Annotated in this window: 21 protein-coding genes, 1 tRNA gene and 1 rRNA gene; 12 read left to right on the top strand and 11 right to left on the bottom strand. The window is 45.3% G+C overall.

Annotated features, from left to right (window positions below; translation table 11 throughout):
• Positions 1 to 8: 8 nt before the first annotated feature.
• The 8 genes from LIZ87_RS11625 to dnaA form a co-directional block, all read right to left on the bottom strand.
• Positions 9 to 1,539, bottom strand: a 16S ribosomal RNA gene (locus LIZ87_RS11625).
• Positions 1,540 to 1,920: 381 nt separating this feature from the next.
• Positions 1,921 to 2,008 (bottom strand) — tRNA-Ser (locus LIZ87_RS11620).
• Positions 2,009 to 2,411: 403 nt separating this feature from the next.
• Entirely contained in the window at positions 2,412 to 4,907 is a 2,496-nt protein-coding gene (gyrA, locus tag LIZ87_RS11615) for a DNA gyrase subunit A (RefSeq protein WP_178316824.1), read from the bottom strand.
• Between the two features lie 35 nt (positions 4,908 to 4,942).
• Entirely contained in the window at positions 4,943 to 6,856 is a 1,914-nt protein-coding gene (gyrB, locus tag LIZ87_RS11610) for a DNA topoisomerase (ATP-hydrolyzing) subunit B (protein WP_227147135.1), read from the bottom strand.
• A 37-nt stretch (positions 6,857 to 6,893) separates the two neighbouring features.
• Positions 6,894 to 7,979: a DNA replication/repair protein RecF gene (gene recF / locus LIZ87_RS11605; RefSeq protein WP_178316826.1), complete on the bottom strand. Its 1,086-nt coding sequence runs from the start codon at positions 7,977 to 7,979 to the stop codon at positions 6,894 to 6,896.
• Between the two features lie 31 nt (positions 7,980 to 8,010).
• Entirely contained in the window at positions 8,011 to 8,220 is a 210-nt protein-coding gene (locus tag LIZ87_RS11600; RefSeq protein ID WP_178316827.1) for an RNA-binding S4 domain-containing protein, read from the bottom strand.
• Between the two features lie 29 nt (positions 8,221 to 8,249).
• The gene (dnaN, locus tag LIZ87_RS11595; RefSeq protein WP_178316828.1) at positions 8,250 to 9,368 is read right to left on the bottom strand and encodes a DNA polymerase III subunit beta; all 1,119 of its coding nucleotides are present in this window, start codon (positions 9,366 to 9,368) and stop codon (positions 8,250 to 8,252) included.
• A 279-nt stretch (positions 9,369 to 9,647) separates the two neighbouring features.
• On the bottom strand, positions 9,648 to 11,015 hold the full coding sequence (dnaA, locus tag LIZ87_RS11590; RefSeq protein WP_178316829.1) for a chromosomal replication initiator protein DnaA: 1,368 nt from the start codon (positions 11,013 to 11,015) through the stop codon (positions 9,648 to 9,650).
• Positions 11,016 to 11,443: 428 nt separating this feature from the next.
• Here dnaA and LIZ87_RS11585 point away from each other — a divergent pair, with 428 nt between their 5' ends.
• The 9 genes from LIZ87_RS11585 to rsmG all read left to right on the top strand — a co-directional run bounded on the left by LIZ87_RS11585 (position 11,444) and on the right by rsmG (position 19,343).
• Positions 11,444 to 12,064 (top strand): ECF transporter S component, encoded by a 621-nt coding sequence (locus tag LIZ87_RS11585; protein WP_178316830.1) that lies wholly within the window; start codon positions 11,444 to 11,446, stop codon positions 12,062 to 12,064.
• Positions 12,065 to 12,264: 200 nt separating this feature from the next.
• Positions 12,265 to 12,399, top strand: coding sequence for a 50S ribosomal protein L34 (gene rpmH, locus LIZ87_RS11580; RefSeq protein WP_002569304.1), 135 nt, complete (start codon positions 12,265 to 12,267; stop codon positions 12,397 to 12,399).
• A 104-nt stretch (positions 12,400 to 12,503) separates the two neighbouring features.
• On the top strand, positions 12,504 to 12,848 hold the full coding sequence (gene rnpA / locus LIZ87_RS11575) for a ribonuclease P protein component (RefSeq protein WP_178316831.1): 345 nt from the start codon (positions 12,504 to 12,506) through the stop codon (positions 12,846 to 12,848).
• A gap of 7 nt (positions 12,849 to 12,855) precedes the next feature.
• Positions 12,856 to 13,068, top strand: a complete 213-nt coding sequence (gene yidD, locus LIZ87_RS11570; RefSeq protein WP_178316832.1) for a membrane protein insertion efficiency factor YidD — start codon at positions 12,856 to 12,858, stop codon at positions 13,066 to 13,068.
• 55 nt (positions 13,069 to 13,123) lie between these two features.
• Positions 13,124 to 14,446, top strand: coding sequence for a YidC/Oxa1 family membrane protein insertase (locus tag LIZ87_RS11565; RefSeq protein ID WP_178316833.1), 1,323 nt, complete (start codon positions 13,124 to 13,126; stop codon positions 14,444 to 14,446).
• A gap of 12 nt (positions 14,447 to 14,458) precedes the next feature.
• Complete coding sequence (jag, locus tag LIZ87_RS11560) at positions 14,459 to 15,232, top strand: RNA-binding cell elongation regulator Jag/EloR (RefSeq protein ID WP_178316834.1); 774 nt, start codon at positions 14,459 to 14,461, stop codon at positions 15,230 to 15,232.
• 72 nt (positions 15,233 to 15,304) lie between these two features.
• A complete protein-coding gene (gene mnmE / locus LIZ87_RS11555) occupies positions 15,305 to 16,684 on the top strand; it encodes a tRNA uridine-5-carboxymethylaminomethyl(34) synthesis GTPase MnmE (protein WP_178316835.1) in 1,380 nt (459 codons plus the stop codon).
• Between the two features lie 29 nt (positions 16,685 to 16,713).
• A complete protein-coding gene (mnmG, locus tag LIZ87_RS11550; RefSeq protein WP_227147132.1) occupies positions 16,714 to 18,585 on the top strand; it encodes a tRNA uridine-5-carboxymethylaminomethyl(34) synthesis enzyme MnmG in 1,872 nt (623 codons plus the stop codon).
• A gap of 20 nt (positions 18,586 to 18,605) precedes the next feature.
• A complete protein-coding gene (gene rsmG / locus LIZ87_RS11545) occupies positions 18,606 to 19,343 on the top strand; it encodes a 16S rRNA (guanine(527)-N(7))-methyltransferase RsmG (protein WP_178316947.1) in 738 nt (245 codons plus the stop codon).
• Between the two features lie 55 nt (positions 19,344 to 19,398).
• Here rsmG and LIZ87_RS11540 read toward each other — a convergent pair whose 3' ends face one another.
• Entirely contained in the window at positions 19,399 to 20,229 is an 831-nt protein-coding gene (locus tag LIZ87_RS11540; protein ID WP_178316946.1) for a deoxyribonuclease IV, read from the bottom strand.
• A gap of 55 nt (positions 20,230 to 20,284) precedes the next feature.
• Positions 20,285 to 21,241 (bottom strand): alpha/beta fold hydrolase, encoded by a 957-nt coding sequence (locus LIZ87_RS11535; RefSeq protein ID WP_227147129.1) that lies wholly within the window; start codon positions 21,239 to 21,241, stop codon positions 20,285 to 20,287.
• A gap of 244 nt (positions 21,242 to 21,485) precedes the next feature.
• Here LIZ87_RS11535 and LIZ87_RS11530 point away from each other — a divergent pair, with 244 nt between their 5' ends.
• Genes LIZ87_RS11530 through LIZ87_RS11520 form a run of 3 tightly spaced genes read left to right on the top strand, consistent with a single transcriptional unit; the run spans position 21,486 to position 23,710 of the window.
• Positions 21,486 to 22,256 carry a ParA family protein gene (locus tag LIZ87_RS11530; RefSeq protein WP_227147126.1) on the top strand — a complete coding sequence of 257 codons (771 nt, stop codon included), beginning with the start codon at positions 21,486 to 21,488 and terminating at the stop codon, positions 22,254 to 22,256.
• Positions 22,256 to 23,173, top strand: a complete 918-nt coding sequence (locus LIZ87_RS11525) for a ParB/RepB/Spo0J family partition protein (RefSeq protein WP_178313780.1) — start codon at positions 22,256 to 22,258, stop codon at positions 23,171 to 23,173. Before LIZ87_RS11530 ends, LIZ87_RS11525 begins: the two co-directional genes overlap by 1 nt.
• 21 nt (positions 23,174 to 23,194) lie before the next feature.
• The gene (locus LIZ87_RS11520; protein WP_178313782.1) at positions 23,195 to 23,710 is read left to right on the top strand and encodes a DUF4446 family protein; all 516 of its coding nucleotides are present in this window, start codon (positions 23,195 to 23,197) and stop codon (positions 23,708 to 23,710) included.
• Between the two features lie 310 nt (positions 23,711 to 24,020).
• Here the strand turns inward: LIZ87_RS11520 and LIZ87_RS11515 are convergent, their stop codons facing one another.
• Positions 24,021 to 24,860, bottom strand: coding sequence for a hypothetical protein (locus tag LIZ87_RS11515; RefSeq protein WP_227147123.1), 840 nt, complete (start codon positions 24,858 to 24,860; stop codon positions 24,021 to 24,023).
• Positions 24,861 to 25,140 lie beyond the last annotated feature (280 nt).

Raw genomic sequence — 25,140 nt, 5'->3', positions numbered from 1 at the left:
TTCCTTAGAAAGGAGGTGATCCAGCCGCACCTTCCGATACGGCTACCTTGTTACGACTTCACCCCAGTTACCTGCCCCGCCTTCGGCAGCTCCTCCCTTTCGGTTAGGTCACTGACTTCGGGCGTTGCTGACTCCCATGGTGTGACGGGCGGTGTGTACAAGACCCGGGAACGTATTCACCGCGACATTCTGATTCGCGATTACTAGCGATTCCAGCTTCGTGCAGTCGAGTTGCAGACTGCAGTCCGAACTGGGACGTTATTTTTGAGATTTGCTCTCCCTCGCAGGTTCGCTTCCCTTTGTTTACGCCATTGTAGCACGTGTGTAGCCCAAATCATAAGGGGCATGATGATTTGACGTCATCCCCACCTTCCTCCAGGTTATCCCTGGCAGTCTCCCTAGAGTGCCCATCTTACTGCTGGCTACTAAGGATAAGGGTTGCGCTCGTTGCGGGACTTAACCCAACATCTCACGACACGAGCTGACGACAACCATGCACCACCTGTCTGGAGTGTTCCGAAGAAAAACGCCCTTTACGGCGCGGTCACTCCGATGTCAAGACTTGGTAAGGTTCTTCGCGTTGCTTCGAATTAAACCACATGCTCCACCGCTTGTGCGGGTCCCCGTCAATTCCTTTGAGTTTCATTCTTGCGAACGTACTCCCCAGGTGGAATACTTACTGCGTTTGCGACGGCACCGAGGGACTTTGTCCCCCGACACCTAGTATTCATCGTTTACGGCGTGGACTACCAGGGTATCTAATCCTGTTTGCTCCCCACGCTTTCGAGCCTCAACGTCAGTTACTGTCCAGCAAGCCGCCTTCGCCACTGGTGTTCCTCCTAATATCTACGCATTTCACCGCTACACTAGGAATTCCACTTGCCTCTCCAGTACTCTAGCTATACAGTTTCCAAAGCAGTACCGGGGTTGAGCCCCGGGCTTTCACTTCAGACTTGCATTGCCGTCTGCGCTCCCTTTACACCCAGTAAATCCGGATAACGCTTGCCCCCTACGTATTACCGCGGCTGCTGGCACGTAGTTAGCCGGGGCTTCTTAGTCAGGTACCGTCTTTCTTCTTCCCTGCTGATAGAGCTTTACATACCGAAATACTTCTTCACTCACGCGGCGTCGCTGCATCAGGGTTTCCCCCATTGTGCAATATTCCCCACTGCTGCCTCCCGTAGGAGTTTGGGCCGTGTCTCAGTCCCAATGTGGCCGGTCACCCTCTCAGGTCGGCTACTGATCGTCGCCTTGGTGGGCCGTTACCTCACCAACCAGCTAATCAGACGCGGGTCCATCTCATACCACCTCAGTTTTTCACACTGGATCATGCGATCCCGTGCGCTTATGCGGTATTAGCAGTCATTTCTAACTGTTATCCCCCTGTATGAGGCAGGTTACCCACGCGTTACTCACCCGTCCGCCGCTCAGTCAATCTCAAATCCATCCGAAAACTTCATTGAAATCGCTTCGCTCGACTTGCATGTGTTAGGCACGCCGCCAGCGTTCATCCTGAGCCAGGATCAAACTCTCATGTTATAATGTTTGTTTAATCCGAGATCAGAATCAACTACTAGCTAATTCTTTTCCCGTTTTACTTGGTTTTTGTTCTGAATTTTCTCAAATCCACAGGTCTAAACCAGACCTTTGTTTTTTAGAATTTTCAGGGTTTTACATACTGTTTAATCTTCAATTTTCAAGGAACTTTGTTGTTGGCATCTCGGCCGCAACGGTTATTTATTATAACTCGTTGTTTTTGATTTGTCAACTACTTTTTTAACTTTTTTTATTTTTCTTTTTACTGGTTTGCTCCAGCGGTTATTTATCATATCACAGTTGTCTGATCTTGTCAACAACTTTTTTGATTTTTTTCACCGTTCAGGCAAAGACAGTAAAAAAATAATCATTTGGAAAAAGGAGCGGAGAAAGAGGGATTTGAACCCTCGCGCCGGTTTCCCGACCTACACCCTTAGCAGGGGCGCCTCTTCGGCCTCTTGAGTATTTCTCCGAATTACATTTTCCATATGATTGCTTCCTTCAGCATATTCGCTGTCAGACGCATTAGCCATTATACTAAAAGGAGTTTGTGTTGTCAAGCTCTTTTTTACATTTTTTTAATTTATTTACGGCAAAGGAAAAGGCTGCTTATTATGGCAGCCTTAGACTGTAGACAAACTATGTTTTCTGGAATGGGAGCTCGAGGGCAAAGCCCTCGAACTGGAATCACGCAGGTGGAATTCATTTCCACCGTAGTGTAAAAGTACGATTTCTAGGGGCGTTTGCCCTTGTACGAGGAAATCGTACTTTTTTCCTTCGCATCTGGAATTTATGGCGCAGCCATGAATTCCAACAGAGTGGCGACTTTGTCGACACTCTGAGGCTGCTTATTATGGCAGCCTCTTATCCCTTATTTAGTGTTCCTCTTCGTAGTTCTCCTCATCAAATACATTGCTTTCTTTTGTAACGCTCTCCCGGACCTTTGCAATACTTGCGACCTTGATATCAGAATTCTGTTCAATGTTCATCAGCTTTACGCCGGACGTATTTCTGCCGATGATAGAGATATCGTCCACAGACATGCGGATAATGATTCCCTCTGTGGTGATCAGCATGATCTCACGCCCGTCATTTACCAGCTTTGCTCCTACCAGAGCTCCTGTTTTTTCTGTGATCTTATAGCAGATCACACCTTTTCCGCCTCTGTTCTGGGCACTAAATTCACTGATCATGGTTCGCTTGCCCATACCATTTTCAGAGACAACCAAAAGGCTGTCTCCCTGGTTTGCCATCTGCATGCCGATGACCTCGTCATCCTCATCAAAGCGCATACCGATGACACCCATGGATACCCGTCCTGTTACTCTCACATCTGTTTCCTTAAATCGGATGCACATGCCCTTCTTTGTTGCAAGGAATATATCCTGGGTATTATCTGTTGCCTTGACCTCAATCAGCTCATCGCCCTCTCTCAGTACGATTGCCTGAAGGCCTGTCTTGCGCACATGCTCATATTCTACCATTGGGGTCTTCTTTACCATACCGTCCTTTGTGGCCATGAACAGATACTTGTCATTATTTAATTCCCTCATTGGGATGATCGCAGTGATCTTTTCATCCGGCTGGAGCTGTAAGAGGTTTATGATAGCAGTTCCCCTTGCTGTGCGTCCTGCTTCCGGTATCTCATAGGCCTTTAACCGGTAAACACGTCCTGTGTTGGTAAAGAACATCATATAGTGGTGGTTGGTTGTCATAAGGAGATCTTCAATGTAATCATCCTCAATGGTCTGCATCCCCTTAATGCCTTTTCCGCCCCTGTTCTGGCTCTTGAAATTATCTGCATCCATTCTCTTGATGTAGCCTAAATGTGTCATGGCGATCACGGTATCCTCATCAGGGATCAGATCCTCCATGGACATGTCATCATCATATCCGATGGCTGTTCTTCTGTCATCCCCATATTTGTCGGCAATCACTGTGATCTCTTCTTTAATGACGGTTAAGAGCTTTTTCTCATCTGCAAGGATCGACTTTAATTCTTCGATTTTTGCAAGAAGCTCCCTGTACTCGCTCTCCAGCTTTTCCCGTTCCAAACCGGTAAGAGCGCGCAGCCTCATGTCTACAATAGCCTGGGACTGTGCATCAGAGAGTCCAAAGCGCTCCATCAACTGGTTCTTTGCATCAGCTACATTGGCAGATCCACGGATAATACGGATAACCTCGTCAATGTGATCCAAAGCGATCAGCAAGCCCTTTAAAATGTGAGCCCGTTCTTCTGCCTTGTTCAGATCATACTGCGTCCTTCTCCTGACAACATCTTCCTGGTGCTTTACATAGGAGTCCAGCATCTGATGCAGGTTCATAATCTTTGGTTCATTGTTCACCAGGGCGATCATGATCACTCCAAAGGTATCCTGGAGCTGGGTGTGTTTAAAGAGCTGGTTTAATATCACATTGGCATTAACATCTCTTCTGAGCTCAATGTTGATGCGCATTCCCTCACGGTTCGACTCATCGCCGATATAGGTGATGCCGTCAATTTTCTTCTCTTTTACCAGATCTGCAATTTTCTCGATCAGACGGGCCTTGTTCACCATATAGGGAAGCTCTGTGACAATGATCCTTGATTTTCCATTGGGCATGGTCTCGATATTGGTGACAGCCCTTACTTTGATCTTTGCACGTCCTGTGCGGTAGGCCTCCTCGATGCCCCGCTTTCCTAAAATGGTGGCTCCTGTCGGGAAATCAGGGCCCTTTATGATCTCCATGATCTCCTCTAAGGAGGTCTCTCTGTCCTCTGATACGCGGTTGTCGATCATCCTTACAACTGCATTTATCACCTCACGGAGATTGTGAGGAGGGATATTGGTAGCCATACCTACAGCGATTCCGGATGTGCCGTTTACCAGAAGATTGGGAAATCTGGACGGAAGTACAACAGGCTCTTTTTCTGTGTCATCAAAGTTTGGTACGAAATCAACGGTATCTTTGTTGATGTCCGCCAGCATTTCCATGGAAATACGGCTTAAGCGGGCCTCTGTATAACGCATGGCTGCAGCACCGTCTCCGTCCACAGAACCAAAGTTTCCATGTCCGTCTACCAGCGGATATCTGGTGGACCAGTCCTGGGCCATATTTACCAGCGCTCCATAGATCGAGCTGTCACCGTGGGGATGATATTTACCCATGGTATCGCCGACAATACGGGCACATTTACGGTGCGGCTTGTCCGGGCCGTTATTTAACTCTATCATGGAATAAAGGACACGCCTCTGAACCGGCTTTAAGCCATCTCTGGCATCAGGGAGGGCTCTGGCACTGATAACGCTCATGGCATAGTCGATATAGGACTGCTCCATGGTCTTCTTTAGGTCTACATCGTGAACCTTGTCAAATACATTTGGTTCCATTTTTTTATCTCCTTTATGTTTTCAAACCAATTCTATTAAATATCCAGATTCTTAACCTTCTTTGCATTGGCCTCGATAAATTCCCTTCTGGGCTCTACCTGGTCTCCCATCAGGGTAGTAAAGGTCAGATCCACCTCAGAGGTGGTCTCCTCATCCATGGTCACGCGCAGAAGGATCCTCCTCTCAGGATCCATGGTAGTCTCCCAAAGCTGCTCTGCATCCATCTCTCCCAGACCTTTATATCGCTGTATCTTATTGTTCGTATCACGGCCAATGTCTGCCAGGATCCCATTTAATTCATCATCGCTGTATGCATACCATACACGCTTGTTCTTCTCGATCTTATAAAGAGGCGGCTGAGCCAGATATACGTAGCCCTGTTTGATCAGCTCCGGCATAAATCTGTAAATAAATGTCAGAAGAAGAGTGCTGATATGGGCACCGTCAACATCGGCATCTGTCATAATGATGATCTTGTGATATCTCAGCTTGCTGATATCAAAATCATCATGGATACCTGTTCCGAATGCAGTGATCATTGCTTTTATCTCTGCATTTCCATAAATCTTATCCATCCTTGCCTTTTCCACGTTGAGGATCTTGCCGCGAAGGGGAAGGATCGCCTGGGTGGCGCGGGAGCGGGCTGTTTTTGCGGAGCCTCCTGCGGAGTCTCCCTCTACAATGTAGATCTCGCAGTTTTCCGGATTCTTGTCAGAGCAGTCTGCAAGCTTTCCTGGGAGTGCCATACCGTCAAGAGCTGATTTGCGGCGTGTCAGGTCCCGTGCCTTTCTGGCTGCTGCCCTGGCTCTCTGGGCAAGAATGGATTTCTCACACATAGCCTTTGCCACTGCAGGATTCTGCTCCAGGAAATAGGTAAGCTGTTCGCTGACAATATTATCCACAGCTGTCCTGGCTTCACTGTTGCCTAATTTCTGCTTTGTCTGGCCCTCAAACTGAGGATTGCCGATCTTGACGCTGATGATCGCAGTCAGGCCTTCCCTGATATCCTCTCCTGATAAGCTCTCCTCGCTTTCCTTTAACAGCTTATTCTTCCTCGCATAATCGTTAAATGTCTTTGTGAGAGCGTTCTTAAAGCCTGTCAGATGTGTTCCGCCCTCAGGGGTATTGATATTATTTACAAAAGTATAGATATTCTCTGTGTAGGAATCATTGTGCTGCATGGAAACCTCCACGTAAACACCTTCTTTTGTTCCCTCACAGTAGATGACCTGTTCATATAAGGGTACCTTACCCTTGTTCAGGTAGGTTACGAATTCCTTAATGCCTCCCACGTAGTGGAAGGTCTTTTCCTTCTTCTCTTCCCTGTTGTCTCTGAGAGTGATCTTTAGATCCTTTGTGAGGAAGGCAGTCTCCCTGAGGCGTATTTTCAAGGTATCATAATCATAAACCGTCTCATCAAATATCTCTTTATCAGGGAGGAAGGTAACCGTGGTGCCGTGCTCGTGGGGATCACACTTTCCTACTATTTTTAAGGGATAAACCACTTTTCCCCTTTCATAGCGCTGCATATAGATATTCCCATCCCTGTATACCTTTACCTCCAGCCATTCTGACAGCGCATTTACAACGGATGCGCCTACACCGTGAAGGCCTCCTGATACCTTATAGCCTCCGTTGCCAAACTTTCCTCCTGCATGAAGGATGGTAAATACCACCTCCACTGCCGGAAGGCCGGCTTTTTTCTGGATATCCACCGGTATTCCGCGGCCGTCATCGATGACCGTGATGGAATTATCTTCGTTTATTGTGACATCAATGGAATCACAATAACCCGCCAATGCCTCATCTACCGAATTGTCTACGATCTCATACACCAGATGGTGAAGTCCTCTGGCTGACGTGCTGCCTATATACATGCCAGGCCTTTTTCTTACTGCTTCCAGTCCCTCCAGTATCTGAATCTGATCTGCTCCGTACTGCTCTCCCATGTCTATAATCTTCCTTTCTTTTCAGGTAACATTCGCTTTAATTTTCGCTCACTACTTTTCCGTCTGTCACTTTAAATACCTTATCTATGTGGAAACGGTTGCTGACAAAATCATCCAGCCCCGTACATGTAATCATAGTCTGTATATCGCAGATTGCGGATAAAAGCTGATTCTGACGGCTCCCATCCAGCTCTGACAGCACATCGTCTAATAAAAGCACCGGATCATCACGGCTTAAGGACTTTACAAGCTCTAACTCTGAGAGCTTCAGTGATAGGGCTGCCGTTCTCTGCTGTCCCTGGGAACCAAACCTGCGGATATCAATGCCATTTACGATAAAGCTGATGTCATCTCTATGGGGCCCTGTGAGTGTGGTCTTCTGCTTCATATCCTGGATACGGTTTCTTCTCAGGGCTTCTGCGAAGTCCTTTTCCTCTGTATCGGGATCATATAGGATGAGGAGCTCCTCCTTCTGCCCTGAAAGCTTGTCATGGATCCCCCGGATGATATCATTCAGCTGGCTTATAAAGGAGCGTCTGAGTGAAATGACCTCCTTGCCATAATGGACCAGCTGCATATCCCACACATCCAGCGTCTCTTCATACTCCGGACGGAAGGTAAGCTCCTTTAAAAGCTTGTTTCTCTGGAGAAGAGCCCTGTTATACTGGACCAATGAGTGGACATAAAGCTTATTCAACTGGCAAAGCTCCATATCAATGAACCTTCTGCGCTCAGAAGGTCCGTTCTTGATGATATTCAAATCCTCTGGTGAAAAAAAGACCACATTGGCAACACCGAACAGCTCGCTTGCCTTTCGTATGGGAATGCCGTTGATGGCGATTCCCTTTGGCTTGTTTTTCTTTAAATGTACGTCAATACGGCAGGGAACATCTCCCTTTCGTATCTGGAGCCGCAGATGGGCTTCCTCTTCTCCGAACCGTATGATATCCCTGTCCTTTGCACTTTTATGGGACTTTGAGGTGCAGCATACGTAGACGGATTCCAGGACATTGGTCTTTCCCTGGGCATTGTCCCCATAGAGTATATTGGTTCCCTGATTCAATTCCATATGTAGTTCTTCGTAGTTGCGGTAATTTTTCAGCTCTATGGATTCGATGATCATGGATGTTCTCTCTTTAACAGCTTTCTTTTTCCTATTTTTTGATCTTGATGGTCTGGCCCTGGTATGCCACCACATCACCGTCAACCAGCTTTTTTCCTCTCTGGTAAGCGGTCTCTCCATTGACGGACACAAGCCCATCTTCAATGGCATACTTTGCATCTACTCCTGTTTCCACCAGGCCAGCGGCCTTTAAGGCCTGGCCCAACTTAATATAATCTTCCCTCAGCTTAATTATTTCCATGGTTTTCCTTTCCTAGACAATCAGTCCGCTTAAACAGATGCCGCGTTGAAATTTACCGGAAGGATCAGGTAAATGTAATTTGCCTCATCATCCTTTATAAAGCACGGAGACTTTGGATTCATCATGTAAATGTTGATATCCTCGTCATCGATGACGCGAAGGGCATCGATCAGGAACTTTGGATTAAAGCCGATCATGATATCCTTACCTGTCTTGCGGATCATAAGATCAGCATTCATAGATCCGAAGCTGGAATTCAGCTTCAGCTGCATATTGTCATCGCCGATATTTATGATCAGCGGCTTCTTGTCATTTTCACGTATGAGGATGGTTGCCCTCTCGATACAGTCTAAGAATTCCTTCTTGTTTACAGACACCTTTGTCTCATAATCGCTGGAAAGCATCTGGTTAATGCGGAAATATTCTCCCTCGATCAGCCTTGAAACAACGATGGTGCTGTCAAATTCAAATAAAATGTGGTTGGAACTGAAGTAAATAAGGACATCCTTTTCATTGTCCCCGCCTAAGATCTTGCTGACCTCGCTCAAGGTTTTTCCTGGTACGATCACCTTTGTGTTGTCATAGTGGTCCTTTAAACGGACATTGCGGATAGAGATGCGGTGTCCGTCCAGCGATACCACCTTTAACTGGTTTTCATTGACCTCAAATAATTCACCAGCCATCATCTTGTTGCTGTCGTTTGGCGAGATGGAGAAGATGGTTTGCTGGATAACTTCTTTTAACGTAAATTGGGACAGACAGATATATTTGTCTCTTTCAATATAGGGAAGGTAAGCAAATTCCTCCCCGTCACGTCCCTGGATATGGAAAACAGAGTTTTCACAGCTTAAGACCGTGTTGAATTTTTCATCGGATTCTATGGTAACCGTTGCATTCTGGCTGGATAAACGGCGTGTGATCTCAGAAAAAAGCTTTGCATCAAGCGCGATCTTGCCGTGCTCTAATATTTCTCCTTCTACTTTTGTCTCAATCCCTAATTCCATATCGTTGCCTGTCAGCTTGATCTCACTGCCGCTGGCATCAATAAGGATGCATTCCAGGATGGACATGGTTGTTTTGGAGGGAACGGCTTTCATGACAATATTGATACCATTTACAATTGCATCTTTTTGAAACTTGAGCTTCATAATGTTGATAACTTCCTTTCTGAATTGATGTTCCGGTCAGACCCATGTTAGAGCGGATATAGAGTTATTTTTCGTAGAAACCGTAGTAGGGGCTGTGGGTTTGTGCAAAAGTGGAGAAAAGCCTTGAGGATCAAGGAAAACCTCATGTGGAATCCGGTGTGGAAACCGTCCACTTTCTTAAGGAAAAATCTGAAGTTTATCCACAGGTTCTTAAAAATCATTCACAAGGCAGATAAAAAAGAGGATTTTTCAACAGCCTGTCCACATGGATTCCACTGGTTATTGTGGATTAATTTTCTTTTTTAATATCTCAATGGTATTTCTTAAGCTTTCATCCTTATTAATATCCGCTGCGATCTTTTCAAAACCATGGATAATGGTCGTGTGATCCCTTCCTCCTAAGTACCGTCCGATGGTCTGAAGAGGGGTTTCTGTCATATTGCGGCATAAGTACATGACGATCTGACGCGGATATACGATCTCCTTTGTGCGCTTCTGGGAGGAGATATCTAAGGGCGTGATCCCAAAGTGGTCGGACACTACCTGGATAATGAGGTCAGGGGTGATCTCCCTCTGAGAATTTGGGGAAATGATGTCCTTTAAGGCCTCCTCAGCCAGCTCTAAGGTAATATCATATTTGTTCAGCCTGGAAAAGGCTACGATCTTTGTCAGTGCGCCCTCCAGCTCACGGATGTTGGATTTGATATTGGTGGCAATGTATTTGATCACTTCATTGTCAATGTTGTAGCCTTCCATTTCCTCCTTTTTGCGGAGAATAGCCATCCTGGTCTCATAATCAGGTGACTGGATATCTACTGTAAGTCCCCACTCAAAGCGGGAGCGGAGGCGTTCCTCCAAGGTCTCGATCTCCTTTGGCGGTTTATCAGAGGATATGATAATCTGCTTCTTTGATTCATATAATGTGTTGAAGGTATGGAAAAATTCCTCCTGGGTACTTTCCTTGCCAATGATAAACTGGATATCGTCAATAAGAAGAACATCATTGTTGCGGTATTTCTCCCTGAATTCCGTTGTGGTGATATTGTTCTTATTACGAATGGCATCGATCAGTTCATTGGTAAAGGTCTCGGAGGTAACGTATAAAATCTTTGACTTCGGGTTATTTTTCAATATAAAGTGGGCAATGGCGTGCATTAGGTGGGTTTTTCCAAGTCCCACGCCTCCGTAGATAAAAAGGGGATTATAAATCTCGCCAGGGGACTCGGCAACAGCCAATGCAGCCGCATGGGCCAGGTTGTTGTTGGAGCCGACTACGAAGGTGTCAAAGGTATATTTTGGATTCAGGTTGGCGCTTTGGATCACATCAGGGCTGATGACCGTTTTATTTTTCTGAATCAGCTGGGGAGCCTGGGGTTCCTCCTCCTCGATCTGCTCCTTGACCTTAAAATCCACATCGCATTCCTGTCCGAGAAATTCGGATATGGTCACTTTGAGGAGAAGACCATATTTTTTATTCACATAAGATAAAAAGGTCTGTTCAGGAACAATGACTGTCACCCTGTTGTTTTTAAAGGAATGTGGAGTTAAGGGTTCCAGCCATGTGTGGTAGGAGATATTTGATATTTCGTGTTCTTCTTTTAATATAAGTAGGATCTTTTCCCAGTTTTCTTTTATTTTTTCAATCATTTTTTGTCTCCTGAAACTGTATTGCAGAATTGCCCAATCTAAATCTATTGTATACGAAAACAGATTTTTTTTCAATGATAAGTAAAAAATATTGTGGATAACTTTGTGTATGGGCTGTGAAAACGGTGTGTAAGCGCTGTGGACAGGCCAGTTGTCCACAAAAACGTGGAAAAAATAACTGATATTTTTACACATCCACAAAATCCTTATAAAATATACGGTATTTTAGAGTATTTGGGGATAAAGAAAAGATTTATACACAGTTATCCACAAGTTATCAACATTTTGTGGATAACATTATGTTAATTCACAATGGGGGGAAATGGTTCCGCATAAAAACATTGACGCTGAAAGAATTATCCCATATAATTTCCTTGTAGCATTGCATTGTATCTTTTTATAAGAACAGTAGCAAGGAGGATAAAAAATTGAATAGTAGGAAAAAAGACACACGTTGGCTTGCAAGTGTTGCACTTATGATGGCGATCGTCATTCTTCTGGCGAATACACCTCTGGGATTGATACAGCTTCCTGTGATTAAGGCAACAACGGTGCATATCCCTGTCATTATCGGAGCGGTTTTATTAGGCCCTCTGGCAGGAGGAATTTTAGGGGCGACCTTTGGCATCTGCTCTATGATCAGCAATACCATGGCACCCACTTTGTTATCCTTTGCCTTTTCCCCATTTATGAGCATGACCGGGATTTCAGGTATGATAAAGGCTGTGTGGATATCCGTTGGATGCCGTGTGATGATCGGTGTGGTGGCAGGATGGCTCTGGATCCTTCTCAAAAAGGTACACCTTAATTCACTGATCGCCCTGCCGATCACAGGTTTTGTAGGATCAATGGTAAATACGGTTTTTGTCATGGGCAGTATCTATCTGCTGCTGGCTGCCCAGTACGCAGAGGTTAAGAGCGTGGGTGTTGACGCTGTATGGGGACTGATCATGGTGACAGTGACGGCTTCCGGTATCCCGGAGGCGATCGTGGCAGCCATTTTGGTGGCTGTGATCGGAAAAGTGATGCTCAAATTTGTAAAAGAGTAAACTATCAGACACTAAATATAGTAATATTTTTCTGCAATGCATACATCTTATAGGGACAGCATTTTTTGCTGTCTTTTTTTCATAAAAATTGCTTGACGAAGGCCGATTTCTTCTATATAATTGAGAAGATGTTTAATTATACTAGTCTAAATGTGTGTTTTCACATTACCAGATAATGTTTGATAGGAGGTGCCCGGATTATGAAGATGACATTTCAGCCTAAGAAGAGACAGAGAGCAAAAGTTCATGGCTTCAGAGCAAGAATGAAGACTGCAGGCGGTAGAAAAGTTATTGCTGCCAGAAGAGCAAAAGGTAGAGCGAAATTATCAGCTTAAGTCCCCGGCTTAAAGCAAAAGAACTACAGGCCACAGCAACATGTGGCCTTTTCTTTTCTTAAAGTGTGTTTGAAGGGGAAAGAGCAGACAGTAAGGAGTTTCGGATGAAACGATTTCCTTCCATTAAGAAAAACAGCGAGTTCCAGCATATTTACAGGAGCGGAGCTTCGTATGCAAACCGGCTGCTGGTGATGTATATTGAAAGAAACGGGGAAGATGGGAACCGCATCGGCATCTCGGTTAGTAAAAAGGTGGGGAACAGCATTGTGCGTCACCACATTACCAGACTATTAAGGGAAATATTCCGTTTAAATAATGAAAGAATTGAGACTGGGTTAAACATCGTACTTGTGGCCAGAGGGGCTGCAAAGGAATCAGATTACAGACATTTGGAGGGTGCATATATGCACCTGTGCGGACTGCATCACATTTTAAAAGAATCGAAGTGACGTAATTATGACAAGGTTTTTGATCCTTTTGGTAAGGGGATACCAGCGTTTCTTATCTCCCCTGAAAGTAAGGACTCACTGTATTTACACACCAACATGTTCTCAATACGCCATTGAGGCATTGCAAAAGTATGGTGCGTTAAAAGGTACATGGTTGGCCTGCAAGCGGATACTTCGCTGTCATCCCTTTGCAGAAGGCGGTTATGATCCAGTTCCGTAGAGAAAAGGGCAGATGCCGGATAACAGGCACCGATCGCCCATAAGGAGGTAGCGTTTTGAATGGTTTAGTTGGCGCAGTAGTTTTGACAAAAACAGGCGGTGTCCTTGGGCCCATAGCTGATATTCTGGGCTGGATCATGGATCTGCTGTTTCGTTTTACCAGCACATTCGGTATTGTGAATATCGGCCTGTGCATTATCTTGTTTACATTGGTAACAAAGGTACTTATGATGCCTCTTACCATTAAGCAGCAGAAATCATCAAAGCTTATGGCAGTTATGCAGCCTGAGATAACTGCAATTCAGAAAAAGTATAAGGGTAAGGAAAATGATCAGAAGTATGCCATGATGATGCAGACAGAGATCAAGGCTGTCTATGAGAAGTATGGCACATCCATGACCGGCGGATGCCTCCCTCTTCTGATCCAGATGCCGATCATCTTTGCGCTGTACCGCGTTATCTATAATATTCCTGCTTACGTTCAGTCTGTAAGGGGATATTATGAGACGATCATCAGCAAGCTTCCCAATGGCTATCAGACAGCCCAGGCCTTTACTGATCTGGCCGAGGCTCACAAGATGGTGGGAGATAAGTTTGATTATTCGAATGTAAATACTGTTATTGATCTTTTATATAAGCTTACAGGACAGCAGTGGGATTCCCTGGCGGCTGCATTTTCCTCTATTGGAGAGGCAGTGACAGAGGGCGGCGTGCGTGTGATCGATGCCATTGAGAACATGCAGAATTTCCTGGGCATTAATATTGCATATACACCTCTTCAGGTGATCATGAACTATTTTTCAAAGGCAGATGGGACAACCCTCATGCATGCGTTTGCAGCTCTGTGTATTCCGCTGATTGCAGGTTTAAGCCAGTGGTACAGCACAAAGCTCATGACAGCTTCCCAGCCAAAGCAGAACAATGATGACAATCCGGCTGCCAGCATGATGAAATCTATGAATATCACCATGCCTTTGATGTCCGTATTTTTCTGCTTCTCCTTTGCATCCGGTATCGGTCTTTACTGGGTGGCTCAGAGCGTATTTACCATCATCCAGCAGGTTGGTATTAATTCTTACTTAAACAAAGTAGATATTGATGATCTTGTTCAGAAAAATGTAGAGAAGGCAAATAAGAAGCGTGCAAAGAAGGGCCTTCCTCCCACAAAGGTCGGCAACGTAGACGAGATGCTCAAGAAGATCGAGGAGAAGGAGACAAAGGAAGAGTCCAACCGTATGGCAAAGCTTGCTAAGACAAAGGCGCAGGTAGAGGAATCCAATAAGTTTTACAATGATAATGCGAAGCCCGGAAGCCTGGCTGCCAGAGCAAACATGGTTGCCAAATATAATGAAAAGCATGAGAAGGGAAATAAGAAGTAGGAGGGGTTTTGTATGGAAATGATTACAGTTACTGCTAAGACAGTGGACGAAGCGGTTACAAAAGCGCTGATTGAGCTTCAGACGACCAGCGATAAGCTGGAATATGAAGTCGTTGACAAGGGAAGCGCAGGATTTCTGGGAATCGGTGCAAAGCCTGCCATCATCCGTGCAAAGAAGAAGGAGACCATTGAGGATAAGGCAGTGGATTTCCTGTCAAAGATATTTTCATCCATGAATATTGAGGTATCCATTGCCGCTGCTTATAACGAGGAGGAGCAGGAGCTTTCCATTAATCTGGAAGGCGAGGATATGGGGATCCTGATCGGCAAGAGAGGACAGACCCTGGATTCTCTCCAGTACCTTGTAAGTCTGATCGTAAATAAGGGCACAGACGGATACCTGAGAGTAAAGCTGGATACGGAGAATTACCGTGAGCGCAGGAAGGAAACACTGGAAACCCTGGCAAAGAATATTGCATATAAGGTGAAGAGGACAAAGAGGCCGGTTTCTTTAGAGCCTATGAATCCTTATGAGAGAAGGATCATCCATGCAGCTCTTCAGAATGATAAGTATGTGACGACCAGAAGTGAAGGCGAGGAGCCTTTCCGTCATGTAGTGATCGCTTTAAAGAAAGAGGCTGTTTCCGAGAGAAAGGGACGCTACGACAGAAACAGAGGCGGGCGTTATGACCGGTCTGGAGGCTACAGAAGCCGCAGAAATGCAGGCTCTGTCTCCGCGACCTCTGTAAATGAAGAGGGCAGCTCCGAATCCGGAAGCGAGGAATGATGACTCAAAGAGAATGACAAAGGGGCTGCTGTTTAGCAGTCCCTTTTGAAATATTTCGGAGGTTAAAAAGCCATGCAGACAGATACCATTGCAGCGATTGCTACGGGGATGAGTAATTCCGGAATTGGAATTGTGAGGATCAGCGGAGATCATGCTTTTGAGGTGATAGACAGGATCTACCGCAATAAGAAGGGGGAGCCTCAGGCTCTCAGCAAAGCAGATACACATACAGTCCATTATGGTTTTATCTATGATGGGGATGAGAAAATTGATGAAGTTCTGGTTCTTATTATGAGGGGGCCTCACAGCTATACGGCGGAGGATACGGTGGAGATCGACTGCCATGGAGGAAGTCTGGTGGTGAAGAAAATCCTGGAGGCTGCCATACGCCATGGTGCAAGGACAGCAGGGCCGGGAGAATTTACAAAGAGGGCCTTTTTGAACGGAAGGATCGATCTTTCCCAGGCAGAGGCAGTGGCAGATGTGATCAATGCGACCAATGAATATGCATTAAAAAGCTCTGTGAGCCAGCTGGGCGGATCCGTGTCAAGAAAGATAAAGGAACTGAGAGGAAAGCTCCTCTATGAGATCGCCTTCATTGAATCTGCACTGGATGATCCGGAACATATTTCTCTGGAAGGGTACAGTAAGAAGCTGAAAAGCAGTCTGTCTCCCATGATAAATGAGGTAAAGCAGCTGATACAGTCAGCAGATAACGGCCGGATCATGAGTGAAGGGGTAAAGACCGTTATATTGGGAAAGCCGAATGCAGGAAAATCTTCCCTTATGAATGTGCTTCTGGGGGAGGAGAGAGCCATTGTAACGGAGATCGCGGGAACCACCAGGGATACGCTGGAGGAGCATATCTACCTTCAGGGGATCAGCCTCCATATTGTGGATACGGCGGGTATCCGGGATACAGAGGATGTGGTGGAAAAGATCGGTGTTGACAGGGCAATGAGGGCGGCCGGAGACAGTGATCTGATCATCTATGTGGTGGACGGCTCCAGGCCTTTGGATGAAAATGACAAAGAGATCATGGAATTTATCCGGGGCAGGAAGGCAATTGTTCTGTTAAATAAGACGGATCTGACCCTCTTGGTGAAAAAGGAGGAGCTGGAAGGTCTTACAGGACAGAAGGTGATCTTAATTTCTGCAAAGGAGGAGAAGGGGATCGGGGTCCTGGAACAGGAGATAAAAGATCTGTTTTACCATGGAGAGTTGTCCTTTAATGATCAGCTTACTATTACAAATGTAAGGCATAAGGAGGCTTTGGAGCATGCGTATGAAAGCCTTCAGATGGTAGAGAGGAGCATTGAGGACGGGCTGCCGGAGGATTTTTATTCGATTGATCTGATGGATGCCTATGAGCAGCTGGGATTCATCATCGGTGAGGCAGTGGATGATGACCTTGTAAATGAGATTTTTGCGAGATTCTGTATGGGAAAATAAGGGATAGATTACAGAAAGGATGGAAGAAAATGCCTTTTTTGGAGGAAACATATGACATTGCAGTGGTGGGGGCAGGCCATGCCGGATGCGAGGCTGCCCTTGCCTGTGCCCGTTTGGGACTTGAGACCATTTTGTTTACAGTGAGTATTGACAGTATTGCCCTGATGCCCTGCAATCCCAATGTGGGAGGAAGCTCCAAAGGACATCTTGTAAGGGAGCTGGATGCCCTGGGCGGAGAAATGGGCAAAAACATTGATAAGACCTTTATCCAGTCAAAAATGCTCAATGAGTCAAAGGGCCCTGCCGTCCATTCCCTGAGAGCCCAGGCAGATAAACAGGATTACAGCAGGCAGATGAGAAGGACCCTTGAAAATACGGATTATCTCACCATACGTCAGGCCGAGGTATCTGAGATCCTGGTGGAAGAGGGGAGTATCCGTGGAGTAAAGACATTTTCAGGTGCACAGTATCACACAAAGGCTGTGGTTCTCTGCACAGGGACCTATCTGCGGGCGAGGTGCATCTACGGGGATGTGAGCAATCCCACAGGGCCAAACGGCCTTCAGGCTGCCAATCATCTGACAGATTCCCTGATCGCCAATGGAATAGAGATGTTCCGGTTTAAAACAGGGACGCCGGCCAGAGTAGATAAGAGGAGTATTGACTTTACAAAGATGGAAGAGCAGTTCGGAGATGAGAGAGTAGTTCCCTTTTCCTTTTCTACTGACCCGGAGTCAGTACAGAAGGAGCAGGTATCCTGCTGGCTTACCTATACCAATGAGGAGACCCATCGGATCATACGTGATAACCTGGACCGCTCGCCCCTGTTTTCCGGTGCTATCGAGGGAACCGGTCCAAGATATTGTCCGTCAATTGAGGATAAGGTGGTAAAGTTCCCGGACAAGAACCGGCATCAGGTATTTGTGGAACCGGAGGGCTTATACACAAATGAAATGTATCTGGGAGGAATGAGCAGCTCTCTTCCTGAGGATGTACAGTATGCCATGTACCGAACAGTGCCGGGGCTTGAGCATGTGAGGATCGTGAGAAATGCTTATGCTATTGAATATGACTGCATTAATTCCCTGCAGTTAAAGCCTACACTGGAATTTAAGAAGATCAGGGGGCTTTTTGCAGGGGGACAGTTTAACGGAAGCTCAGGGTACGAGGAGGCCGCTGTCCAGGGCTTCATGGCAGGGGTGAATGCTGCTATGGAGGTAATGGGACGGGAACAGGTGGTATTGGACCGCTCTCAGGCCTATATTGGGGTTTTAATAGATGATCTGGTGACAAAGGAAAATCATGAGCCTTACAGGATGATGACTTCCAGGGCAGAATACCGTCTTCTCCTGCGCCAGGACAATGCGGATATCCGGTTAAGAGAGATCGGGTATAAGATTGGTCTGGTGGGAGAGGAAGAGTACAGGAAACTCCTTCAAAAAGTGGATAATATCCAAAAGGAGATAATACGTCTTGAAAAGACTACTATAGGAGGAACGCCTAAAGTACAGAATTTTTTGGAAAAATATGGAAGTACACCTTTAAAATCAGGTACTACGATGGCTGAGCTTGTAAAACGCCCTGAACTTGATTATGAGAAGCTGGCTGAGCTGGATGAAAAGCGCCCTGAGCTTCCATCTGATGTGAGGGAGCAGGTAAATATTGAGATGAAATATGAGGGATATATCAAACGCCAGAGGCAGCAGGTGGCCCAGTTCAAAAAGCTGGAGGGAAAGAGGCTTCCGGAGGGCTTTGATTATGCTGAGGTGAAGAGCTTAAGAAGAGAGGCTGTACAGAAGTTAAATAAGATCCAGCCCTCTACAGTGGGGCAGGCTTCCCGTATTTCAGGTGTTTCTCCGGCAGATATATCTGTGCTTTTGGTGCATTTTGCAAAAAGGTAGTTCATGAAAGGAGGCCGGGTATGACAGATACATTTTTAAAACAGATGAGCCTTGAGCTGGGCGAGCTGGGACTGAGTCTTGATAACAGGCAGATGGAACAGTTTTATCTGTACTATGAGATGCTGGTTGAAAAGAATAAGGTAATGAATCTGACTGCGATCACAGAGGAGTCAGATGTGGTGACAAAACATTTTTGTGACAGCTTGTCACTTTTGAAGGCCTTTCCTGAGCTCCCTTCCTTTTCTGATTTTTCTGTTATTGATGTGGGAACGGGAGCCGGATTTCCGGGTATTCCCCTAAAAATTGCATTTCCACAAATAAAGGTGACGCTTTTGGATTCTTTAAATAAGAGAATTCACTTTTTGGAGGAGGTGTGCAATGCTCTGGGACTTGAACATGTTTCATGTGTTCATGGAAGAGCCGAGGATATAGGCAGAATGGAAGGCCACAGGGAGGTCTATGATCTGTGTGTATCCAGAGCAGTGGCAAATATGTCCTCTCTTTTGGAATATTGTATGCCCTTTGTAAAGAAAAATGGCTATTTTGTGCCATATAAGTCAGGGGAGATCGAAGCGGAGTTAAAGTCGGCAGAGAGGGCAGTGGGAATCTTAGGCGGAGAACTGGAGAAAGTTGTAAAATTTATGTTACCTGGTTCTGACGTCTCCAGATGTCTTGTCCCTGTAAAAAAGGTGAAGAATACACCGAAAAAATATCCCAGGAAAGCTGGTATGCCTACAAAGGAACCTTTGGGAAAATAAAAAAGAGAAAGCCTGGATATCTTCATGATCACAGATATCCAGGCTTTCTTTTTGGCTATTTGTAGGCTTCACGCATCATTTTGATTTCTCTGGCATATCCATCCAGTTCATTGGGTGTTTCCAGATAGAATGGAAGGCCGCGCAGGGCAGGGTGGTTGATAATACGCTTCAGTGAATCCAGACCAATATGTCCTTCCCCTAATCTTGCATGGCGGTCCTTGTGAGCACCCAGTGGATTCAGGCTGTCATTGAGATGGATGGCCTTTAAGCGTTTTAGGCCAATGACTGTATCAAATTCTGTGAGAACTTCATCTAAGTGGTTGGCAATATCATAGCCGGCATCCCAGACATGGCATGTGTCCAGGCATACACCCATATGGCCGGATAATTCTATTTTATCCAGAATTCGTTTTAAATCCTCAAAGGAGCCTCCGATCTCACTTCCTTTTCCTGCCATGGTCTCTAAAAGGACAGTAGTGGTCTGTTCTGGCTTTAAGATATCATTGAGCATCCGGGCAATAAGGTCAATTCCAATATCGATACCTTGCTTAACATGGCTTCCTGGGTGAAAATTGTATAGATTACCAGGAGTGCATTCCAAACGTTGGAGATCATCTGCCATCGTATTTTTGGCAAATTCCCGCAGCTTTGGATCAGCAGAGCAGGCATTGAGGGTGTATGGCGCATGGGCCAAAAATGGGGTGATGTCCTGTTCCTTCGCAATGGAGAGAAATTGTTCCACATCCTTTGGATTGATCTCTTTCGCATTTCCTCCCCTGGGATTTCTGGAAAAATATTGGAAGGTATTTGCGTTGATGAGCATGGCGTTTTTCGCCATGGAGCAGTAGCCCTTTGATGATGACAGGTGACATCCGATACGAAGCATATTCTATTAGTTTCCTTTCTTGCTCTCAAATGTTTCACGTGAAACATCTATTGATCTATGATTGAGAACGTATGGTATTGATCAACTCATATAGTTCATTTGGATTTTCCAAATGAGGAAGATATTTGGTTTTTGAGATCGAAGTAAACTCAATGGCAGGATTATATTTTTTATATTCCTCCATGCAATCTCTCATACCATCAACACCAGATCCACCTATAAGAAAGATACTGTTGTCGATCTTCTTTAAAGCATTGATAATATTGCATTTTGTATAGTTGCATTTCACACTGGCATAAACTGATTTTGGTGATATGCCCAGATGGGCAGCCTCGTGATATGCGTTGATCAGCTTTGACTTTACCGTGTAAGGATTATAGAAATAACGAGTCATAAAGTCCTTTTTCAATGCACGCTTGCTGCAGGAAATATGGTAGATCAATGTGCCTACGATAGGCAGATCGAGTATAAGCTTATAGAGCTTTGCGTTCTTTCCGGGTACAAGGCTGGAAGAGAGCAGTGATTCAGGATTTATAAGGATAAGCTGGTCAAATAACTCCGGATTATTGCTGCAGGCCATAATAGCCAGAGAGGAAGAAGCATTGCTTACAATAATATCAGTCCGGTGTCCAATTTCTGACTTAATAAAATCAGAAAGAAGCTGGACGTAGAGATAGTTGGTATAGGTGAGATTGGGCTTCTCTGAGCGGCCAAAGCCCAACAGGTCGATGGTATAAACCGTATAATGTTCAATTAATTTGGAAGACAATGCCTCCCATTCTATACCGCTGGATGAAGGGGAAAGATCATGAACAAGAAGTACAGGCTTTCCCTTTCCTTTTTTTGTGTAATGTATATTACCCAGTCTCCATTTATAGCACAGGGATTCATCATCATCCAATATATGTTTGGAGGTAGCAGAAAATTTGATTGCCTTATTAATAGCAGCAGTAGTGGCAGCTGCGCCTGCTGATAAAATAAGTAATGTTAATAATTTGTTTCTTGTTTTCATTTTAATACACTCCTATTCTTTCATTATTATAATACAACCCATCATCTATTACAACGGAATTGGGGATTAAATTATTCTTAAGAGTTTTCTGATAGAAAAATGTTTCACGTGAAACATTTTTTGTATAAAATAGAAAAAAGAAGTGTTTGGACCAATTTTTCATAGGAAAAGAGAACGATATATGCTATAATCGTAAAAGTAAATCGAAGAATGGATGTTTTTTCGAGAAAGGAATGTACTGCATATGGGACGAATAATAACCATAACCAATCAGAAAGGCGGGGTTGGTAAAACAACAACAGCTATAAATCTATCGGCTTGTCTGGCAGAAGCAGGTCAGCATGTACTGCTTGTTGATTTCGATCCTCAGGGAAATGCGAGCAGCGGTCTTGGAATCGAACGTGAAGATTTTGAGAATACGGTCTATGATATGCTGATAGAGGAAGCACCCATTGATGAATGCATTGTGAAGAATATCCAAAGCAATTTAGATGTACTTCCTTCTGATATGAATTTGGCAGGTGCAGAGATTGAATTCCAGGAAGTAGAGGATAAAGAAAAACTTCTGAAAAGTTATCTTAATCAGATACGTGAACAATATGATTTTATTCTGATTGATTGTCCCCCATCACTGAATATATTGACAATTAATGCATTGACAGCAGCAGATACTGTGCTGGTTCCTATACAGTGTGAATACTATGCACTGGAAGGATTGAACCAGGTTCTGAAGACTGTGGATTTGGTAAAGAGAAAGCTGAATCCCCAGTTGGAAATGGAAGGCGTCGTATTCACCATGTATGATGCAAGGACGAATTTATCACTGGAGGTTGTAGAGAGCGTAAAAAATAATCTGAATAGAACCATCTATAAAACGATTATTCCTAGAAATGTAAGGCTGGCGGAAGCACCCAGCCATGGACTGTCTATCAATCTATATGATTCACGGTCAACGGGGGCAGAAAGCTATCGGATGCTTGCAGCAGAAGTTATGAGCAGAGGAGAAGAGTTATAATGGCAAAGAAAGGATTAGGAAAAGGACTGGGGGCCATTTTTGGCGAGGATGTAGTAAAGGAAAGCAAGGAAGAGGCTGAAAAAGTAAAAGCAGAAACAGCCCGGAAAGAAAATGAAAAAGGGCAGGAGCTTTTGATAAAGATCGGACTTATTGAGCCAAACAAAGAACAGCCCAGAAAGGATTTTAATGAGGAACAGTTAAAGGAACTGGCTGAGTCCATTAAAAATTACGGTATTTTACAGCCATTGCTGGTTCAGAAAAAGGGTTCCTTCTATGAGCTGATCGCCGGAGAACGCCGCTGGAGGGCAGCAAAGCTGGCAGGGATCAAGGAAGTGCCTGTTGTCTTAAGAGAATACAGCAAGCAGCAGGCAATGGAAATTGCCCTTATTGAGAATGTCCAGAGAGCGGATCTAAACCCTATAGAGGAAGCCCAAGCATACCAGCAGTTAGTAAAGGAATTTCAACTGACACAGGAAGAAATTGCTGCGAGAGTATCGAAAAACAGAGCTACCATTACCAATGCAATGAGGCTTTTAAAGCTGGATGATCAGATACAGGATATGCTGATACAGGGACTGATCACAAGCGGGCATGCCAGGGCGCTGCTTTCACTGAGTGATACAGCGCTTCAGTTGAAGGCAGCCAAACAGATACTTGAGGGAGGATTGAGTGTAAGGGAGACAGAAAAGCTGGTAAAAAGATTGTTGAAGGAGGCAGCTTCCGACGGAGAAAAGAAAGAGAAAAAGGACGATGCCCTGGCTCTTATATACCAGAATCTGGAAGAAAGAATGAAAACAATAATGGGTACAAAGGTTAGTATCCACAACAAAGATAAAAATAAAGGCCGTATAGAAATCGAGTATTATTCAGAAGCAGAATTGGAACGTATTGTTGAAATGATTGAGTCCATCGGCTAAGTGTTAAAGGAGAGATGTTGTATGGCGGAAAACAGCATACTGAATCAGATTCCGTTTGATCCAGCATATATATTGATCGGATTGGCCGTATTGGTACTGGTGCTGCTGATCGTAGTGATCGTAATGATATCAAAGATCAACCGTTTGAACCGCAAGTACGACTATTTTATGCGCGGCAAGGATGCGGAGACAATGGAAGATATGATATTGGATCAGCTTGACGAGATAAAAGGTCTGAAGGCAGAAAACAGAGGGACAAAGGACACGATCCGCACATTAAACAGGAATTTCCGGTCATCCTTTCAGAAATTCGGCGTGGTGAGATACAATGCATTTAAAGGAATGGGTGGAAGCCTGAGCTTTGCCTTTGCAATGCTGGATTATACAAATACAGGCTTCGTATTAAACTGCGTGCACAGCAGAGAAGGCTGTTATCTCTATATTAAAGAAGTAGATGCAGGGCAGACAGATGTGGTTCTCGGTAATGAGGAACAGGAGGCTTTGGAACAGGCCCTGGGATATGTGAAGAAAAATTAGAAAGAGGAAGATCAGGATGAGAGAAGGATTCATCCTGATTTTTTGTTACATAGGAACAAAAAGTACTCCGGGAAGGATGCATTCCGAAAAGAGGTGCATATGATATAGATAAGAGAGCATGAATTGAGAGATTAGATGCAGGATATTGAATATCTGAAAAGTATGTACCCTTCTGGAATGAAAATGCTGCAGAGCTATGTATCTGAGGCTTGTGACCGATTGGATTATTATAATAGTCCAATGTATGATGAATTTCCAGACAATCTCGTAGTCAATAGGATCTGCGATTCCATCTGTGATACTGTTCTTTCTATAGAAGGCACAGAGACAATGAAAAACTTTTGGAACATAGAGGAAGCGGGCGGAAAACTACAGACAGAAGAAATTTCCAGTGAAGTAGACGCAGCCGACAGTGAGGCAGAGACTGAAGATAATAAAGGAGAGAGAATAAACAGTATTGTAATAGAAGAAAAGAAGGCAGCCTCGGAATTAGAAGAGGAAGGTGCAGGAAATCTGGAAGCTCAGGAAATGAGGTGTCATCCTGAAAGAAAAGTTCAGATGTTTCCATATGTTCCGTCAGAAAGAAAACGTTTTCAACAGGATCAGAGAAATGATGCAACAGATAGTTGGGTCGAAAGAGAAGATGAAATAATGAAGGGACAGGAAAGAAGAAGGGGTTCAGAGCTTCCATGGGCAGGAGGTAATATGTCAAGGGAAGGTCAAAGGGGATCAGGCCGCAGGCCACAGGAAAACAGGCCGCCTCAGCAGCCAGGCCGTCCGCCGCAGGGTCCGTGGATGCCGCCCCAGCAGCCAGGCCGTCCGCCGCAGGGTCCGTGGATGCCGCCTCAGCAGCCAGGCCGTCCGCCGCAGGGCCCGTGGATGCCGCCTCAGCAGCCAGGCCGTCCGCCGCAGGGCCCATGGATGCCATCGCCGCAACCAGGCCGTCCGCCGCAGGGCCCGTGGATGCCATCGCCGCAACCAGGCCGTCCGCCGCAGGGCCCATGGATGCCATCGCCGCAACCAGGCCGTCCACCGCAGGGCCCATGGATGCCGTCGCCACAGCCAGGCCGTCCGCCGCAGGGCCCATGGATGCCGTCGCCACAACCGGGCCGCCCGCCCCAAGGACCCAACCGTCCGCCAATGCCTCCAAACCGCCCGCCGCGCCCTATTCCGCCGCCCACACATGGGAGAAGACCTTCATGGCTGAGGGATGTCGTCAAGGTGCTGTTATTAAATGAAATGCACAACAGACGCTGCGCCAGAGGAATCTGCAGATTTTAGAGAAAAAGAGAATATTAATAAAATTTTAAAAAGATTAAGTTGTAGTTTTATTGGTTATTATATAAAATAATACTAAAATGGCAGAAGTCTCAGCCAAAACAGCGCTTAGAACCTGGTCGTTTCGGCTCTGAGCGCTGCAGCAGCCTAAA

The sequence above is a fragment of the Lacrimispora sp. 210928-DFI.3.58 genome, from assembly GCF_020554865.1.
Classification (GTDB): domain Bacteria; phylum Bacillota; class Clostridia; order Lachnospirales; family Lachnospiraceae; genus Enterocloster.
Note: the sequence above shows the minus strand (reverse complement) of the source record. Positions and strands in the feature narration are given on the sequence as shown.

What these genes read in the sequence shown, in the direction of transcription:
- gyrA (WP_178316824.1), bottom strand. Translation starts at nt 4,907, where the DNA reads ATGGAACCAAATGTATTTGACAAGGTTCACGATGTAGACCTAAAGAAG.
- gyrB (WP_227147135.1), bottom strand. Translation starts at nt 6,856, where the DNA reads ATGGGAGAGCAGTACGGAGCAGATCAGATTCAGATACTGGAGGGACTG.
- recF (WP_178316826.1), bottom strand. Translation starts at nt 7,979, where the DNA reads ATGATCATCGAATCCATAGAGCTGAAAAATTACCGCAACTACGAAGAA.
- LIZ87_RS11600 (WP_178316827.1), bottom strand. Translation starts at nt 8,220, where the DNA reads ATGGAAATAATTAAGCTGAGGGAAGATTATATTAAGTTGGGCCAGGCC.
- dnaN (WP_178316828.1), bottom strand. Translation starts at nt 9,368, where the DNA reads ATGAAGCTCAAGTTTCAAAAAGATGCAATTGTAAATGGTATCAATATT.
- dnaA (WP_178316829.1), bottom strand. Translation starts at nt 11,015, where the DNA reads ATGATTGAAAAAATAAAAGAAAACTGGGAAAAGATCCTACTTATATTA.
- rpmH (WP_002569304.1), top strand. Translation starts at nt 12,265, where the DNA reads ATGAAGATGACATTTCAGCCTAAGAAGAGACAGAGAGCAAAAGTTCAT.
- rnpA (WP_178316831.1), top strand. Translation starts at nt 12,504, where the DNA reads ATGAAACGATTTCCTTCCATTAAGAAAAACAGCGAGTTCCAGCATATT.
- yidD (WP_178316832.1), top strand. Translation starts at nt 12,856, where the DNA reads ATGACAAGGTTTTTGATCCTTTTGGTAAGGGGATACCAGCGTTTCTTA.
- jag (WP_178316834.1), top strand. Translation starts at nt 14,459, where the DNA reads ATGGAAATGATTACAGTTACTGCTAAGACAGTGGACGAAGCGGTTACA.
- mnmE (WP_178316835.1), top strand. Translation starts at nt 15,305, where the DNA reads ATGCAGACAGATACCATTGCAGCGATTGCTACGGGGATGAGTAATTCC.
- mnmG (WP_227147132.1), top strand. Translation starts at nt 16,714, where the DNA reads ATGCCTTTTTTGGAGGAAACATATGACATTGCAGTGGTGGGGGCAGGC.
- rsmG (WP_178316947.1), top strand. Translation starts at nt 18,606, where the DNA reads ATGACAGATACATTTTTAAAACAGATGAGCCTTGAGCTGGGCGAGCTG.
- LIZ87_RS11540 (WP_178316946.1), bottom strand. Translation starts at nt 20,229, where the DNA reads ATGCTTCGTATCGGATGTCACCTGTCATCATCAAAGGGCTACTGCTCC.
- LIZ87_RS11535 (WP_227147129.1), bottom strand. Translation starts at nt 21,241, where the DNA reads ATGAAAACAAGAAACAAATTATTAACATTACTTATTTTATCAGCAGGC.
- LIZ87_RS11530 (WP_227147126.1), top strand. Translation starts at nt 21,486, where the DNA reads ATGGGACGAATAATAACCATAACCAATCAGAAAGGCGGGGTTGGTAAA.
- LIZ87_RS11525 (WP_178313780.1), top strand. Translation starts at nt 22,256, where the DNA reads ATGGCAAAGAAAGGATTAGGAAAAGGACTGGGGGCCATTTTTGGCGAG.
- LIZ87_RS11520 (WP_178313782.1), top strand. Translation starts at nt 23,195, where the DNA reads ATGGCGGAAAACAGCATACTGAATCAGATTCCGTTTGATCCAGCATAT.